The 14,457-nt window shown below is 72.9% G+C and carries 12 protein-coding genes; 8 read left to right on the plus strand and 4 right to left on the minus strand.

What is annotated here, in order from left to right; all coding sequences use genetic code 11:
* Window positions 1–198: 198 nt before the first annotated feature.
* A complete protein-coding gene (locus QUY26_RS25720) occupies window positions 199–1,200 on the minus strand; it encodes a helix-turn-helix domain-containing protein (RefSeq protein ID WP_289950622.1) in 1,002 nt (333 codons plus the stop codon).
* A gap of 122 nt (window positions 1,201–1,322) precedes the next feature.
* Window positions 1,323–2,249, minus strand: a complete 927-nt coding sequence (locus QUY26_RS25725; RefSeq protein WP_289950624.1) for a sugar phosphate isomerase/epimerase family protein — start codon at window positions 2,247–2,249, stop codon at window positions 1,323–1,325.
* 127 nt (window positions 2,250–2,376) lie between these two features.
* Between QUY26_RS25725 and iolC the strand changes: the two genes are divergently transcribed.
* From iolC to QUY26_RS25755, 6 genes are all read left to right on the plus strand, one after another.
* Window positions 2,377–3,360: a 5-dehydro-2-deoxygluconokinase gene (gene iolC / locus QUY26_RS25730; protein WP_436840404.1), complete on the plus strand. Its 984-nt coding sequence runs from the start codon at window positions 2,377–2,379 to the stop codon at window positions 3,358–3,360.
* On the plus strand, window positions 3,357–4,241 hold the full coding sequence (locus QUY26_RS25735; protein ID WP_289950625.1) for a Cgl0159 family (beta/alpha)8-fold protein: 885 nt from the start codon (window positions 3,357–3,359) through the stop codon (window positions 4,239–4,241). The genes iolC and QUY26_RS25735 overlap by 4 nt, the downstream gene beginning before the upstream one ends.
* A 31-nt stretch (window positions 4,242–4,272) precedes the next feature.
* Window positions 4,273–5,076 (plus strand): 5-deoxy-glucuronate isomerase, encoded by an 804-nt coding sequence (gene iolB / locus QUY26_RS25740; protein ID WP_289950627.1) that lies wholly within the window; start codon window positions 4,273–4,275, stop codon window positions 5,074–5,076.
* Complete coding sequence (gene iolD, locus QUY26_RS25745) at window positions 5,073–6,980, plus strand: 3D-(3,5/4)-trihydroxycyclohexane-1,2-dione acylhydrolase (decyclizing) (protein ID WP_289950629.1); 1,908 nt, start codon at window positions 5,073–5,075, stop codon at window positions 6,978–6,980. Before iolB ends, iolD begins: the two co-directional genes overlap by 4 nt.
* A gap of 23 nt (window positions 6,981–7,003) precedes the next feature.
* On the plus strand, window positions 7,004–8,515 hold the full coding sequence (gene mmsA / locus QUY26_RS25750; protein WP_289956025.1) for a CoA-acylating methylmalonate-semialdehyde dehydrogenase: 1,512 nt from the start codon (window positions 7,004–7,006) through the stop codon (window positions 8,513–8,515).
* 322 nt (window positions 8,516–8,837) lie between these two features.
* Window positions 8,838–10,277: an APC family permease gene (locus QUY26_RS25755; protein WP_289950631.1), complete on the plus strand. Its 1,440-nt coding sequence runs from the start codon at window positions 8,838–8,840 to the stop codon at window positions 10,275–10,277.
* A 30-nt stretch (window positions 10,278–10,307) separates the two neighbouring features.
* On the opposite strand, the gene QUY26_RS25760 is transcribed toward QUY26_RS25755, so the two are convergent.
* Window positions 10,308–11,063 (minus strand): TetR/AcrR family transcriptional regulator, encoded by a 756-nt coding sequence (locus QUY26_RS25760; protein WP_289950634.1) that lies wholly within the window; start codon window positions 11,061–11,063, stop codon window positions 10,308–10,310.
* A 152-nt stretch (window positions 11,064–11,215) separates the two neighbouring features.
* Between QUY26_RS25760 and QUY26_RS25765 the strand changes: the two genes are divergently transcribed.
* Both QUY26_RS25765 and QUY26_RS25770 read left to right on the plus strand, forming a co-directional pair.
* Window positions 11,216–12,208, plus strand: coding sequence for an ATP-binding cassette domain-containing protein (locus tag QUY26_RS25765; RefSeq protein WP_289950635.1), 993 nt, complete (start codon window positions 11,216–11,218; stop codon window positions 12,206–12,208).
* On the plus strand, window positions 12,205–13,029 hold the full coding sequence (locus QUY26_RS25770) for an ABC transporter permease (protein ID WP_289950636.1): 825 nt from the start codon (window positions 12,205–12,207) through the stop codon (window positions 13,027–13,029). Before QUY26_RS25765 ends, QUY26_RS25770 begins: the two co-directional genes overlap by 4 nt.
* Before the next feature lie 31 nt (window positions 13,030–13,060).
* Here the strand turns inward: QUY26_RS25770 and QUY26_RS25775 are convergent, their stop codons facing one another.
* The gene (locus tag QUY26_RS25775) at window positions 13,061–14,305 is read right to left on the minus strand and encodes a threonine synthase (RefSeq protein ID WP_289950638.1); all 1,245 of its coding nucleotides are present in this window, start codon (window positions 14,303–14,305) and stop codon (window positions 13,061–13,063) included.
* Window positions 14,306–14,457 lie beyond the last annotated feature (152 nt).

Consider the following 14,457-nt stretch of genomic DNA (forward strand, 5'->3'; position numbering starts at 1 on the left):
GGGGCGCGTGATTACGCGTCGTGGTATCGGCGTGCGTGGGCTGGGCGGGTGTGCTGGGTGCGTGGGCGGGGCGTGTGGGCGGCGCGCGTGGGGGCGTGCGTGGGCTGGGTGCGTGAGCCGGTGTCCGTGGGTCGAGGGGTGTGGGCCCGTGGCCGTGGCCCGGTGGTCCGGCCCCGGCGGGCTGAGTGCCGCCGGCCCTCAGCGGCGGCGGCCCGCCTTCGCGAACACCGCCCGCTGCCCCGGCGCGCCCGGCGCGAGCACCAGGCTCGTCTGCTCGCCCGCGAGCCGCTCGGCCGACGGCGGCCCGCTGCGCGCCGGGAGCGGAGCGGCCCCGGCGAGCGCGAACCGGCGCGGGGTGCAGCCCGTCATCGCCTTGAACTCGCCGCTGAGGTGCGCCTGGTCGTAGAAGCCGCAGAGCGCCGCCGTCTCCGCCTGGCTGCGGCCCGCGGCAAGCAGCCGGCGGGCGTGCTGGAGGCGCAGGATCCGGGCCGCCGCCTTCGGGCCCACGCCGATCTGCTCGCGGAACCGGTTCTCCAACTGCCGTACGCTCCAGCCGACCTCCTCCGCGATCCGGGCCACGGACGCCCGGCCGCCGCTGCGCACCAGCTCGTCCCAGGCCCGCACGATCCGCGCGGAGCACGGCGGCCCGTCCTTCGACCAGTGCGTGAGGACGTCGTCGAGGAGGCCGAAGCGGTCGCTCCAGCGGGGCAGCGCGCCGAGCGCCGCCGCCAGCTCCCCGACCCCGCCCCCGCCGCCCCGGCCGGGACGCACGCCCAGCACGTCCGGGTCCAGGGTGCGCTCGGCCAGCTCGTGCTGCTCCGTGGCCAGGAGCGTGAACGCGGCCCACGGCGTGAGCAGCACCTCGACGCCCGCGAGCCGCCCGTCGTGCTCGCCGAGCACCGGCCGCGTACTGAGCCCGGAGACCACCGAGACCAGGGACACCGGCGGGCGCGGGGAGCCCGCGAGGCCCCGGATGCGCAGCTGGTCGCCGAAGCCGAGCAGCAACGTGACGGCGCCGATGGGGACTTCGAGCCGCCGCCGGGGCGCGCCGAGGGCGAGCCGGAAGCCGCGGTAGCTGATGACGCCCGGCCGCAGGCGGGGGTGCGGCCGGGCCAGGGCGACCTCCCAGAGGCCGTCGGGGCCGTGCAGGGAACGCACCGCGGTGCGCGTGCGTGCGTCGTACCGGCGGCCCGCGTCCATCCGGCCTCCCGCTCGTCCTCGGCCCGGCCTCGCCCCTCGTGCGACAAGGGTGCCGTACGAGGGTGCCGCGCAGGAGCCCCGGCGCGGCACCGGATGCCCCCTGGGGAGGCGGAACCTCGGCGTCAGGCGCCGCAGGAGCGCAGGAAGGACCGCGTCCGGCGGGCGATCGGCAGCGGCTTGTCCGGCTCGCACGGATACATGTCCTGCTCGACGATGGCGAACAGGTCGACGTCCAGCTTCCGGGCGGCATCCAGGACGGGGCCGAGCGCGGGCACCCCGGCCGGGGGCTCGCACATCACGCCGCGCGCCACGGCGGGCCCGAACGGCATGTCCTGCGCGCGCACTTCGGCGAGCACGGCCGGGTCGACCTGCTTCAGGTGCAGATAGCCGATGCGCTCGCCGTACGTCTCGATGAGCTTGACGCTGTCGCCGCCGCAGTAGGCGTAGTGCCCGGTGTCGAGGCACAGCGACACCAGGTCGGAGTCCGTGCCGTCCAGGAAGCGGACGACGTTCTCCTCGGTGTCGATGTGGGTGTCGGCGTGCGGGTGGACGACGATCGTGAGGCCGTAGCGCTCGCGCACCTCGCGGCCCAGGCGCTCGGTCTGGGTGGTCAGCTGCCGCCACTGCTCCGGGGTGAGCGTGGCGTCCTCCAGGACCTCGCCGGTCTTGTCGTCCCGCCAGAAGGACGGGATGACGACGAGATGGCGCGCGCCCATGGCCCGGGTCAGCTCCGCGATGGCGGAGACGTGGTCCCAGGTCCGGTCCCAGACGTCCGGGCCGTGGTGCAGGCCCGTGAAGACCGTCCCCGCGGACACCTTGAGACCGCGGCGCTCCGTCTCGGCGGTCAGCCGCGCCGGGTCGGTCGGCAGATAGCCGTACGGGCCCAGCTCGATCCACTCGTAACCGGAGTCGGCGACCTCGTCCAGGAAGCGCGTCCAGGGCACCTGCTGGGGATCCTCGGGGAACCACACGCCCCACGAGTCGGGGGCCGAGCCGACGCGGATGCGGGACAAAGCCGACGATGGGGTCAAGGAGGTCGTGGTCGCCATGGGCGTCAGCCTCCACGGCGGCCGAGAAGAGTGTCAAGGAGTAGTCCGAATGTAAGGACAAAATGTTGACAGGGTTCCTGGGACGGGATTAGACCTGGGGGAGGCGACAGGCTGCCTCCAGGAAGGGATGTGCAGGGTGAGCGATCCGAACACCGATCCGTACGACCCGTACGACGTCATCACCATGGGCCGGATCGGGGTGGACCTCTACCCCCTGCAGACCGGGGTGCCGCTCTCGGAGGTCTCGACCTTCGGGAAGTTCCTCGGCGGCTCGGCCACGAACGTGGCGGTCGCGGCGGCGCGGCTCGGGCGGCGTGTGGGCGTTGTCACGCGGACGGGACAGGACCCCTTCGGCACGTATCTGCGGCAGCAGTTGCGGGAGTTCGGGGTCGACGACCGGTGGGTCGGCGAGGTCCCCGGCCTGCCCACGCCCGTGACGTTCTGCGAGATCTTCCCGCCCGACGACTTCCCGCTGTACTTCTACCGGCAGCCGAAGGCGCCCGACCTGGAGCTCGCGGCGGCCGACCTCGACCTCGACGCGATCGCCGAGGCCCGCATCTTCTGGATGACCGGGACCGGGCTGTGCGCCGAGCCCAGCCGGACGGCGACCATCGCCGCGCTCGGTGCCCGCTCCGGCGGCATCACCGTCTTCGACCTCGACTGGCGGCCGATGTTCTGGACCGATCCGGACGAGGCGCGGCCGCACTACGCCGCCGCGCTGCGCCACGCCAGTGTCGCCGTCGGCAACCTGGACGAGGTCGAGATCGCCACCGGGGTGCGGGAGCCACGGGCCGCCGCGGGGGCCCTGCTCGCGGCCGGGGTCGAGCTCGCCGTCGTCAAGCAGGGACCCGAGGGGGTGCTCGCCATGAACCGCGAGGGGGCCGTCGCCGAGGTGCCGCCGCTGCCCGTGACCGTTCTCAACGGGCTCGGGGCGGGCGACGCGTTCGGCGGGGCGCTGTGTCATGGGCTGCTCGCCGGGTGGGAGTTGGAGCGGGTGATCCGGTACGCCAACGCGGCGGGGGCGATCGTCGCCTCCCGGCTGGAGTGCTCGTCCGCCATGCCGTACGCCGACGAGGTCGAAGCCGCGCTAGAGGCGGGGGCCGTCACGTGACCGCTGTCGACGTCGCTCGGCTCGTGCGGACCCGGGTGCGGGAGCCCGAGGCCATCGCCGAGGCCGCTGCCCGGCGCAAGCGCCGGGAGTTGGTCGGGGACTCCGGGCGGCTCATGATCATCGCGGCCGACCACCCCGCCCGGGGCGCCCTCGGCGTCGGGAAGGACCCGATGGCGATGGCCGACCGCGCCGACCTCCTGGAACGGCTGTGCCTCGCGCTGTCGCGCCCCGGCGTGGACGGCGTGCTCGCCACCGCCGACATCCTCGACGACCTGCTGCTGCTCGGGGCCCTGGAGGGCAAGGTCGTCATGGGCTCCATGAACCGGGGCGGCCTCGCGGGCGCCGCGTTCGAGCTGGACGACCGGTTCACCGGCTACCGCCCCCAGGACCTGCGGCGCCTCGGCTTCGACGCGGGCAAGCTGCTCCTGCGCGTCGACTACGCCGACCCCGGCTCCCTCACCACCCTGGAGGCCACCGCCCGCGCCGTGGACGCCATGGCCGCGCGCCGCCTGCCCGTGTTCGTCGAGCCGTTCCTGTGCCGCAGGTCCGACGACGGCGTGCTGCGCAACGACCTGAGCGCGGCGGCCGTCACCCGGTCCATCGCCATCGCCGCCGGACTCGGCGGCACCTCGGCGTACACCTGGCTGAAGGTCCCCGTCACCGAGAACCCCGACGACATGGCCCGCGTCATGGAGACCTCGACGCTGCCCGCCGTGCTGCTCGGCGGCGACATCGCGGGCGACGCGGACGCCGCGTACGAGAAGTGGCGCGGCGCCCTGCGCCTGCCCACGGTGCAGGGCCTGGTCGCGGGCCGGACGCTGCTCTACCCGGCGGACGGCGATGTCGCGGGCGCCGTCGACACCGCGGTCGGCCTGCTGTAGCCGTGAGGTACGCAATCAGGAGGAGCCCCGCATGACGTACGTACCAAAAGGAAGTGCGGCCGACGGGACGTACGCCGTCGCCATCGACCCGAAAACCGCAGCGTGGACGTATGCCGGGCTGCGTGTCGTCGAGATCCCGGCCGGTGGATCGCACTCCTTCGCCACCGGTGAGAGTGAATGGATCGTGCTCCCGCTGACCGGCGGCTGTACGGTGCACGCGGAGGGCGAGATCATCGAACTCCTGGGCCGCGAGAGCGTGTTCAGCGGAGTCACCGACTTCGCTTACGTTCCCCGTGACGCCCACATCCAGATCGCCTCCGGCGTGGGAGGCCGCTTCGCCCTGGCAGGAGCGAAGTGCGAGCGCCGACTCCCCGCCCGCTACGGCCCCGCGCCGGAGGTCCCCGTCGAAGCGCGCGGCAGCGGAAGCTGCGCGCGCCAGGTCCGCAACTTCGCGTCCGCGGACGCCTTCGACTGCGACCGGCTCATCGCCGTGGAGGTGATCACGCCGGGCGGCAACTGGTCCTCGTACCCGCCGCACAAGCACGACGAGCACCGGCCCGGCGTCGAGTCGGTCCTCGAGGAGATCTACTACTTCGAGATCGAGGGTGAGCACGGCTTCGGCTACCAGCGGGTCTCTCCCTCGCGGGAGGGCGGCACGGACACGCTCGCCGAGGTGCGCTCCGGCGACGCGGTGCTCGTGCCCGACGGCTGGCACGGGCCGTCCATCGCCCAGCCGGGGCACACCATGTACTACCTGAACGTCATGGCGGGACCGGGCGACGAACGGGAGTGGAAGATCTGCTTCCACCCCGACCACACGGAGGGTTACCGATGAGCGGTACGCAGGGGGGCACGCGCGGCGCGCCCGGCACGATCCGGCTCACGACGGCCCAGGCCCTGGTGCGCTTCCTGGCCCGGCAGTTCACCGAGCGGGACGGCGAGCGGCGCCGCCTCATCGGCGCGACCTGGGGCATCTTCGGACACGGAAACGTGGCGGGACTCGGCCAGGCGCTCGTGGAGTACGGCGAGCAGATGCCGTTCCACCAGGGCCGCAACGAACAGTCCATGGTGCACGCCGCCGTGGGGTACGCCCGCCAGTGCGGGCGGCTCTCCACCCACGCCGTGACGACGTCCATCGGGCCCGGCGCCACCAACCTCGTCACCGGCGCCGCCCTCGCCACCATCAACCACCTGCCGGTCCTGCTGCTGCCCGGCGACACCTTCGCGACCCGCCCCGCCGACCCGGTCCTCCAGCAGCTCGAAGTGCCCTACGCGGGCGACGTGTCCGTGAACGACTGCCTGCGGCCCGTCTCGAAGTACTTCGACCGGATCACCCGCCCCGATGCCCTGATCCCGGCCGCGCTCCAGGCGATGCGCGTGCTCACCGACCCCGTCGACACCGGCGCGGTGACCCTCGCGCTGCCGCAGGACGTGCAGGCGGAGGCCTTCGACTGGCCGGAGGAGTTCTTCGTCGAGCGGGTGTGGTCCGTGCGCCGCCAGGCCCCCGACCCCGTCGAACTCGCCGCCGCCGCCGGCCTGGTGCGGGGCAGCGACCGGCCGCTGATCGTCGCGGGCGGCGGCGTCCACCACAGCGCCGCCGAGCGGGCCCTCGCCGACCTCGCCGACGCCACCGGCATCCCCGTCGCCTCGACCCAGGCCGGCAAGGGCTCCCTGCGCCACGACCACCCCGCCGACGTGGGCGGCATCGGCCACACGGGCACCGCGACCGCCGACGAACTGGCCCGCACCGCCGACCTCGTGATCGGCGTCGGCACCCGCTACACCGACTTCACCACCGCGTCCGGCACCCTCTTCGCCGCGCCCGGCGTGCGCTTCCTCAACATCAATGTGGCCGCGTTCGACGCGCACAAGATGGCGGGCGCCACCGTCGTCGCCGACGCGCGCGCCGCCCTCGAAGGGCTGCGGGACATGCTGTCGGGCCACCACGTCGACGCCGCGTACAGGAGGGAGTACTCGGACGACAAGGAGCGCTGGGAGCACCGCGTCGATGCCGCCTTCGAGGCGGACGAGCCCGATGTGCGGCCCACCCAGGCGCAGGTGCTCGGCCTGCTCGACGAGTTGGTCACCGACGCCGACGTGCTCATCAACGCGGCCGGTTCGCTCCCCGGCGACCTGCACAAGCTGTGGCGGGCGCGCTCGCCGCGGCAGTACCACGTGGAGTACGGCTACTCCTGCATGGGCTACGAGATCCCGGCCGCGATCGGGGTGTCCCTGGCCTCGCCCGAGCGGCCCGTGTGGGCGCTCGTCGGCGACGGGACGTATCTGATGATGCCCACCGAGATCGTCACCGCCGTCCAGGAGAACGTCCCGATCAAGGTCGTGATCCTGCAGAACCACGGGTACGCCTCCATCGGGGGCCTCTCGGAGTCCGTGGGCGGCGAGCGCTTCGGCACCGCCTACCGCCACCGGGCGTCCGACGGCACCTTCACGGGCGCACCGCTGCCGGTGGACCTGGCCGCCAACGCGGCCTCGCTCGGGCTGCCGGTGCGGCGCGCGAAGACCGTGCGCGACCTGCGTGAGGCCCTGCGCGAAGCACGCGAAGCGGACGGCCCCACATGTGTCTACGTGGAGACGGAAACGGCAGACACAGTGTCGGGCCCGCCCCCCGCACAGGCGTGGTGGGATGTGCCCGTGGCCGAGACCGCGGCCCGCCCGTCGGCGGTCAAGGCACGCGAGGAGTACGACCGGCACGTCTCAGCCCGTCGCCGCCAGCTGTGAAGGGATTTCTTGGCATGAGCAGCATGACGAAGACCGTCGACCACTGGATCGGTGGCAAGATCGTCGAGGGTGCGTCCGGTACGTACGGCCCCGTCACCGACCCGGCGACCGGTGCCGTGACGACCCGCGTGGCCTTCGCGTCCGTGGACGAGGTGGACGCGGCCGTGGCCGCCGCGAAGGCCGCGTACGCGACCTGGGGCCAGTCCTCGCTCGCCCAGCGCACCTCGGTCCTGTTCAAGTTCCGCGCGCTGCTCGACGCGCACCGCGACGAGATCGCCGAGCTGATCACCGCCGAGCACGGCAAGGTGCACTCCGACGCCCTCGGCGAGGTCGCCCGCGGCCTGGAGGTCGTCGACCTGGCGTGCGGCATCAACGTGCAGCTCAAGGGCGAGCTGTCCACGCAGGTCGCGAGCCGCGTGGACGTCTCCTCGATCCGCCAGCCGCTCGGTGTCGTCGCGGGCATCACGCCCTTCAACTTCCCGGCCATGGTGCCGATGTGGATGTTCCCGATCGCCATCGCGTGCGGCAACACCTTCGTGCTCAAGCCCAGCGAGAAGGACCCGTCGGCGTCGATGCGCGTCGCGGAGCTGCTCGCCGAGGCGGGCCTGCCGGACGGCGTGTTCAACGTCGTGCACGGCGACAAGGTGGCCGTGGACCGCCTCCTGGAGCACCCGGACGTCGCGGCCGTGTCCTTCGTGGGCTCGACCCCGATCGCCCGCTACATCCACACCACCGCCTCCGCCAACGGCAAGCGCGTGCAGGCACTCGGCGGCGCCAAGAACCACATGCTGGTCCTGCCGGACGCCGACCTGGACGCGGCCGCCGACGCCGCCGTGTCGGCCGCGTACGGCTCGGCGGGCGAGCGCTGCATGGCGATCTCCGCGGTCGTGGCCGTCGGTTCGGTCGGCGACGAGCTGGTCGCGAAGATCAAGGAGCGCGCCGAGAAGATCAAGATCGGCCCCGGCAACGACCCGTCCTCGGAGATGGGCCCGCTCATCACGGCCGCGCACCGCGACAAGGTGGCGTCGTACGTGACGGGCGCGGCGGCCCAGGGCAGCGAGGTCGTCCTGGACGGCACCGGTTACACCGTCGAGGGCCACCCCGAATGCGCTGACGGCCACTGGATCGGCCTCTCGCTGCTCGACCGGGTGCCGGTGACGGCGGACGCCTACAAGGACGAGATCTTCGGCCCGGTGCTGTGCGTGCTGCGCGTGGAGACGTACGAGGAGGGGCTCGCCCTCATCAACGCCTCGCCGTTCGGCAACGGCACCGCGATCTTCACCCGGGACGGCGGCGCGGCGCGCCGCTTCCAGCTGGAGGTCGAGGCGGGCATGGTCGGTGTGAACGTGCCGATCCCGGTGCCGGTGGGCTACCACTCCTTCGGCGGCTGGAAGGACTCGCTCTTCGGCGACCACCACATCTACGGCAACGACGGCACGCACTTCTACACCCGCGGCAAGGTCGTCACGACCCGCTGGCCGGACCCGTCGGACGCCCCGGCGGGGGTCGACCTGGGCTTCCCGCGCAACCACTGAGCGCCTGAGCGCACCGAGCGAGACCGTCCGCACTGCGGACGGTCTCGTTTATTTTTCGGTGTGCGGCTGCGGTTCCCGTACTGATCGCTTAAATCGGGCGAGGAAGGTGAAGTTCATATTTGACCTTGCTATCTAAGGTTTGGTGGTGGAGTGGCTGGCTAGTGTCACCTACTTGTCGCCAACGTCTGCGATTCGATGGCGAGTTGATGAGCTCCCGAACTGCGGATTCCGTAGGTAATCGGCCATTGACGTTCTCCTTACGCCGGGGTTTCCATGACGGCTCCGCCTCCCCTCTTTGGTACGAGCCGATCGGAAACGCCGTATGACCGAAACGCTTCACACGCCGCCGCCCGGGTCCGACGTCCTCGGGCCGGTCACCGCGCCCGCGCGGGAACCGGACCAGGCGCCGCGCGAGCTGAAGCGTTCCATCGGCGTCGTCGGCGGCACCCTGCTCACGCTGTCCTGCGTCACGCCCGCCTCCACGCTCTTCGTGGTCGTGCCCGACCTGTTCTCCACGCTCGGCACCGCCACCGCCCTCACCATCGCCATCGGCGCGCTGCTGTGCGTGGGCGTCGCGTTCTGCTACTCGGAGCTGGGCACCCTCATCCCCAGCGCGGGCGGCGAGTACGCGATGGTGTCGACCATGGCCGGCCGGCTCGCGGGCTGGCTCGTCTTCGTCCTCTCCCTGCTCGTCGTGATGATCGTGCCGCCCGTCATCGCCATGGGCACCGCCGACTACCTCGCGCCCGTCGTCCACCTCGACCCGTCGTATGCGGGCGCCGCCGTGATGCTCCTCGCCACCCTCGCCGGCCTGCTCGACCTGCGCGCCAACGCGTGGATCACCGGGATCTTCCTCGTCCTCGAAGTGATCGCCGCGGGCGTGGTGGCCGTACTCGGGTTCGCGCACTCCGAGCGGGGCGCGGGCAGCCTCGTCGACCTCAGCGTGGCCGCGGGGTCCGGCTCCGGCGACGGCACGAAGACCGTCACCGCCATGCTGATCGTCTCCGGGCTCGCCATCGCCCTCTTCGTCACCCAGGGCTTCTCCACGGCCGTGTACCTCTCCGAGGAGATGGAGAACCCGCGCAAGAACGTCGCCCGCACCGTGCTGCTCACCCTCGCCATCTCGGCGGTCGTGCTCCTCGTGCCGGTCGCCGCGATCACCATGGGCGCGCCCGACCTCGCCGCGCTCACCAGCGGCGACATCGGCGGCATGGTCACCGCCTGGTCCAGCTCCGGCGTCGGCACCTTCATCAGCCTGTGCGTGGCCCTCGCCATCATCAACGCGGGCATCGTGATGGTCATCCAGAACTCGCGGGTCCTGTTCGCCTCCGCCCGGGACCAGGCGTGGCCCGCGCCGGTGAACAAGGTCCTCTCGCGGCTCGGCGGGCGCTTCGGCTCGCCCTGGGTCGCCACGCTCCTGGTGGGCGTGCCGGGCGCCGCGCTGTGCTTCGTGAACCTCGACACCCTCTACGGCGTGACCGGCGTGTCCGTGACGGGCATGTACCTGTTGGTCGCCGTGGCGGCGCTGCTCGCCCGGCGCGGTACGCGCCGGCACGCGCCCGCCTGGCGGATGCCGCTGTGGCCCGCCGTGCCGGTGGTGCTCGTCGCGGTGCTCGCGTACGTGCTGAGCCGGCAGGAGGCGACGTACCTGCTGTGGACCGGCGGGATCGTGGGCGCGGCGACGCTGTACTGGCTGTTCTACCTGCGGCCGCGCAGGGACAGCCGGTGGCTGGTGACGATTCCGCAGGACGCGCGGGAGTAGGTCGGGCCGGGTCCGCTGACGCCGGGCGCGCTACGGCTGGGGCGTGCTGCCGGTCCGGGCGTCGAGGCGGGCCTGGAGGCCGTCGAGGATCGTCTCGACGCCGAAGGCGATCTTCGCGGTGCTCGGTGCGGCCCTGGGGGCGGCGTCCTCGGGGGCGGTGTCCGGCTCCGGCGCGTCCGGGGTCTCCGTGACGCGCGCCCGCGCCCCCGCCTCGATGCGGGCGCGCAGCCGGGGGAACTCCATCGCGACGCCGTTCGCCCACTCGACGACCTCCTTGACCCCCTGCTCCACGTCGCCGCCCTCGCGGCGGATCCGCGCCCGCATGGTGGCCGCTGCCGCGTCCTCCAGGGCCGTGCCGGTCACGAACGTCAGGAGCGTGGTCACGGCCCCGTCGAGCTCCTCGCCGGTCAGTCCGGCGGCTTCGAAGATCCGGTAGCAGTGGTCCTGGCGGCGTGCCGTCTCCGGGCCGTAGATCACGTGGGAGCCGCTGGCCGGCATCAGCCACTGGTGCCGGGTGAGCATCGCGTACCACTCGTGCGCGAAGGCGGTGGCCGCCGCCCGCCAGCCGATCGCGTCCGGGTCGGGCAGGCCCACCTCGCCCCACACGTGGTCGCCCGCCAGCGCGATGAGCTTGTCCTTGCTGCCGACGTGCCAGTACATCGCCGTGGCGGCCGAGCCCAGGTGGCGGCCCAGGCGCCGCATGCTCAGACCGTCGACGCCCTCCGCGTCGAGCAGCTCGATCGCGGCCTTGACGATCTGGTCACGGGTCAACGTCTCGCGTGGCATGCGGCCAGGATAGCCGACCACTTGCACAGTGTTCAGGAAGCTCGGAGAAGTTCTTGCACGGCGTGCAAGTCGTCTTTTACAGTGTTCGAGCGCGGGGCTTGAACGCCGTGCAAGTTCGACTTGAACGCCGTACGAGTCTGGAGTGATCGGGCATGACCAGGAGCAGGAACATCCCGCGGGACGCCATGAGCGCGTCGGCGATCGAAGCCTCAGGGCTCGCCAAGTCCTACGGCGACAAGGTGGTGCTCGACGGGGTCGACCTAGACGTCCCCCGGGGCACGGTCTTCTCGCTGCTCGGACCGAACGGCGCGGGCAAGACCACCACCGTGCAGATCCTGTCGACGCTGATCACCGCGGACGCGGGCCGGGCACGCGTGGCGGGCCACGACGTCGCCGCCGACCCCGACGCCGTACGCCGCGCGATCGGCGTCACCGGTCAGTACGCGGCGGTGGACGCGCTCCTCACCGCCGAGGAGAACATGCTGATGATGGCCGACCTGCTGCACCTGCCCCGGAGCGAGGGCAGGCGGCGCGCGGCCGAACTGCTCGGCCGCTTCGGCCTCGCGGACGCCGCGAAGCAACTGCCCGGCACTTTCTCCGGAGGCATGCGGCGCAAGCTCGACCTCGCGATGACACTGGTCGGCGACCCGAGCGTCATCTTCCTCGACGAGCCGACGACGGGCCTCGACCCGCGCAGCCGCCGCACCATGTGGGACAGCGTCCGCGAACTCGTGGCGGACGGCACCACCATCTTCCTCACCACGCAGTACCTGGAGGAGGCCGATCAGCTCGCCGACCGCGTCGCCGTCCTCGACGGCGGCCGGATCGTCGCCCAGGGCACGCCGGACGAGCTGAAGAGGCGCATCCCCGGCGGCCACATCCGCCTGGCGTTCGCCGACGCGGCGAGCATGGACGCCACCGCCGACCGCCTCGCCCTGGACACCGTCGTCCGCGACGCGGAGGCGCTGACCCTCCAGATCCCCAGTGACGGCGGCATCCCCGCCGTGCGCGCCGTGCTCGACGTCCTCGATGCCACGGGCGTCCCCGCCGAGCACCTGACCGTGCACACGCCCGCCCTCGACGACGTGTTCCTGATGCTGACGGGCGACACGTCCACCGACTCCCCGAAGGAGAGCGCCCGATGAGCGCCACCTCGTACACCCCGGCCACCCCCGGCTCGCACGCGCTGCGCGACTCCCTGACGATGCTGCGCCGCAACCTCAAGCGCGCCCGACGCTATCCGTCCATGACGCTCTCGGTCGTCGCCATGCCGATCCTGATGCTGCTCCTGTTCGTGTACGTCTTCGGCGGCGCGATCGGCGACGGCATGGGGCTGCCGGGCGGCGGCGCGGGCGGCCGTGGTGAGTACACCAACTACGTCACCCCGGGGATCGTCCTCATGGCGGTGACCGCGGGGGCGATCTCGACGGCCGTGTCGGTGTGCGGCGACATGACCGAAGGCATCGTCAACCGCTTCCGCACGATGGCGATCTCCCGCAGTTCCGTCCTGACCGGGCACGTCGTCGGCAACGTCGTCCAGACCCTGGTCAGCCTGACGCTGGTGATCGGTGTGGCGCTCGCCGTGGGGTTCCGGCCGAACGCAGGACCGGTGGAGTGGGCCGCCGCCCTCGGCATCCTGGTGCTGCTCGCCTTCGCGCTGAGCTGGGTGTCGGCCGCCATGGGCCTGGGCGCCAGGACCGTCGAGGCGGCGAGCAACGCACCCGCGCCGCTGACCTTCCTGCCCTTCCTCGGCTCCGCCGTGGTCACCCCCGAGTCGATGCCGACGGGCCTGCGCTGGTTCGCCGAGTACCAGCCCTTCACGCCGATCAACGAGACGCTGCGCGGGCTGCTGCTCGGCACGGAGATCGGCGCCAGCGGCGCCCAGGCCCTGGCCTGGATCGCGGGCCTGACCCTGGTCGGCTTCCTCTGGGCCCGCGCGGTCTTCGGCCGGGCGGTCAAGCACTGAGAGCTCCCCGCCCCCGCCCGGCCGCGCGCCCTCACCCCCGGCGCAGCCGCCGCTCCACCGCGTCCCAGTCATCGGGGTCGACCACCGCGGAAGGACCGGCGGTCAGGAGGCCCTGGTCCTTGAAGCCGCTGGACGTGGACACGCACACCACGGGGCCGTCCTCCCGGGCGCCGAGCCGCCGGAGCCCGGCGAGGCCCGCGGCGGCCGACAGCTCCGCCCAGATCCCGTTCCGTGCCAGCTCCGCGCGGGCCGCGGCCATCTCCTCGTCCGTGACGAGCAGGGCGGCCCCGTCGCTCTCGCGCAGGGCGACGACGCCGCGATACCCGCCGACGGGGCAGGCGATGGCGTACGCGGCGGTGGGCCCGAGCGGGACGTGCGCCGCGGGCACCCCGTCCCGCACGGCCGCGGCGAGCGGCCCTCCGGCGGCGGGCTCGCACCCGTAGAGCCGGGGCACCCGCTCCGCGTGCCCGAGCCGCACCAGCTCGGCGAACCCCTTCCAGATGCCGAACAGCATCTCTCCGTAGCCGGTGGGCACGAACACCGCGCGCGGGACGACGCCGAGGTCGGTGAAGATCTCGTAGGCGAGGGTCTTGTAGCCCTCGGGCCCGAAGCCGTGCCCGGTGTGCGCGGCGGGCGTGAGGTTGCTGACGGGGTGGTAGCCGGTCCGCTCGACGATCCGGCGCAGCAGCGGCCACCGCGCCTCCGTGGGCACCGGCAGGACGGCGGCCCCGTACCCGCGCAGGAAGGCGTCGACGGCGGGCGGCACCTCCGCCGAGGTCACGACGGCGCACCGCAGCCCGGCCCGCGCCGCGTACGCCGCCGCCGACGCGCCGTGGTTGCCGGACGAGGCGACGACGACGCCCGGCGCGCCCGCGCCGACGGCCGCGCTCACCGTGACCCGGTTCAGCCGGTCCTTGTGGCTCCAGGTCGGATTGCGGGACTCGTCCTTGACCCACACGCCGTCCCCGAGCGGGACGAGGGGCGTGCCGCCCTCGGCGAGGCCCGGCGCGTGCAGCGGGGGCAGCAGCTCCGCCCAGCGCTCGTGGCCGCGCGGCCGGTCCGCCGCCGTGGCCAGGTAGTCGGCGGGCACCTTGTCGTAGGCGTAGTCGACCTCTACGGGGTACGCGACGGACTCCGTGCTCGTGACCGGGCAGCCCTCGGTGAGCGGCGGCCACAGCGGGTACCGGACGTCGGGGTCGCCGAGCGAGCGCTGGCCGAGGGCGAGGGAATCCGCGGGGGCGGCGGGCGTCCCGGAGGGCACGGGCGGAGGTGTCATGGGTCAACAGGGTAGGCGCCCCTGACAGTTGGACGGCAGGGGCCGCGCCCTACCGCGTCGGCGGTACGCCGGTGCCCCGCCGTACTTCCCGGGGAGGCGCCCGGGTTCCGACCAGCGGGGGCATTGGTTGTCGGCGGGCCCCCGTACGGTTG

Source organism: Streptomyces flavofungini (assembly GCF_030388665.1).
In the GTDB taxonomy this organism is placed as follows: domain Bacteria; phylum Actinomycetota; class Actinomycetes; order Streptomycetales; family Streptomycetaceae; genus Streptomyces; species Streptomyces flavofungini_A.

Coding starts and splice junctions, on each gene's coding strand:
- QUY26_RS25720 (WP_289950622.1), bottom strand. CDS start 1,200: ATGGACGCGGGCCGCCGGTACGACGCACGCACGCGCACCGCGGTGCGT.
- QUY26_RS25725 (WP_289950624.1), bottom strand. CDS start 2,249: ATGGCGACCACGACCTCCTTGACCCCATCGTCGGCTTTGTCCCGCATC.
- iolC (WP_436840404.1), top strand. CDS start 2,377: ATGTGCAGGGTGAGCGATCCGAACACCGATCCGTACGACCCGTACGAC.
- iolB (WP_289950627.1), top strand. CDS start 4,273: ATGACGTACGTACCAAAAGGAAGTGCGGCCGACGGGACGTACGCCGTC.
- iolD (WP_289950629.1), top strand. CDS start 5,073: ATGAGCGGTACGCAGGGGGGCACGCGCGGCGCGCCCGGCACGATCCGG.
- mmsA (WP_289956025.1), top strand. CDS start 7,004: ATGACGAAGACCGTCGACCACTGGATCGGTGGCAAGATCGTCGAGGGT.
- QUY26_RS25755 (WP_289950631.1), top strand. CDS start 8,838: ATGACCGAAACGCTTCACACGCCGCCGCCCGGGTCCGACGTCCTCGGG.
- QUY26_RS25760 (WP_289950634.1), bottom strand. CDS start 11,063: ATGCCACGCGAGACGTTGACCCGTGACCAGATCGTCAAGGCCGCGATC.
- QUY26_RS25765 (WP_289950635.1), top strand. CDS start 11,216: ATGACCAGGAGCAGGAACATCCCGCGGGACGCCATGAGCGCGTCGGCG.
- QUY26_RS25770 (WP_289950636.1), top strand. CDS start 12,205: ATGAGCGCCACCTCGTACACCCCGGCCACCCCCGGCTCGCACGCGCTG.
- QUY26_RS25775 (WP_289950638.1), bottom strand. CDS start 14,305: ATGACACCTCCGCCCGTGCCCTCCGGGACGCCCGCCGCCCCCGCGGAT.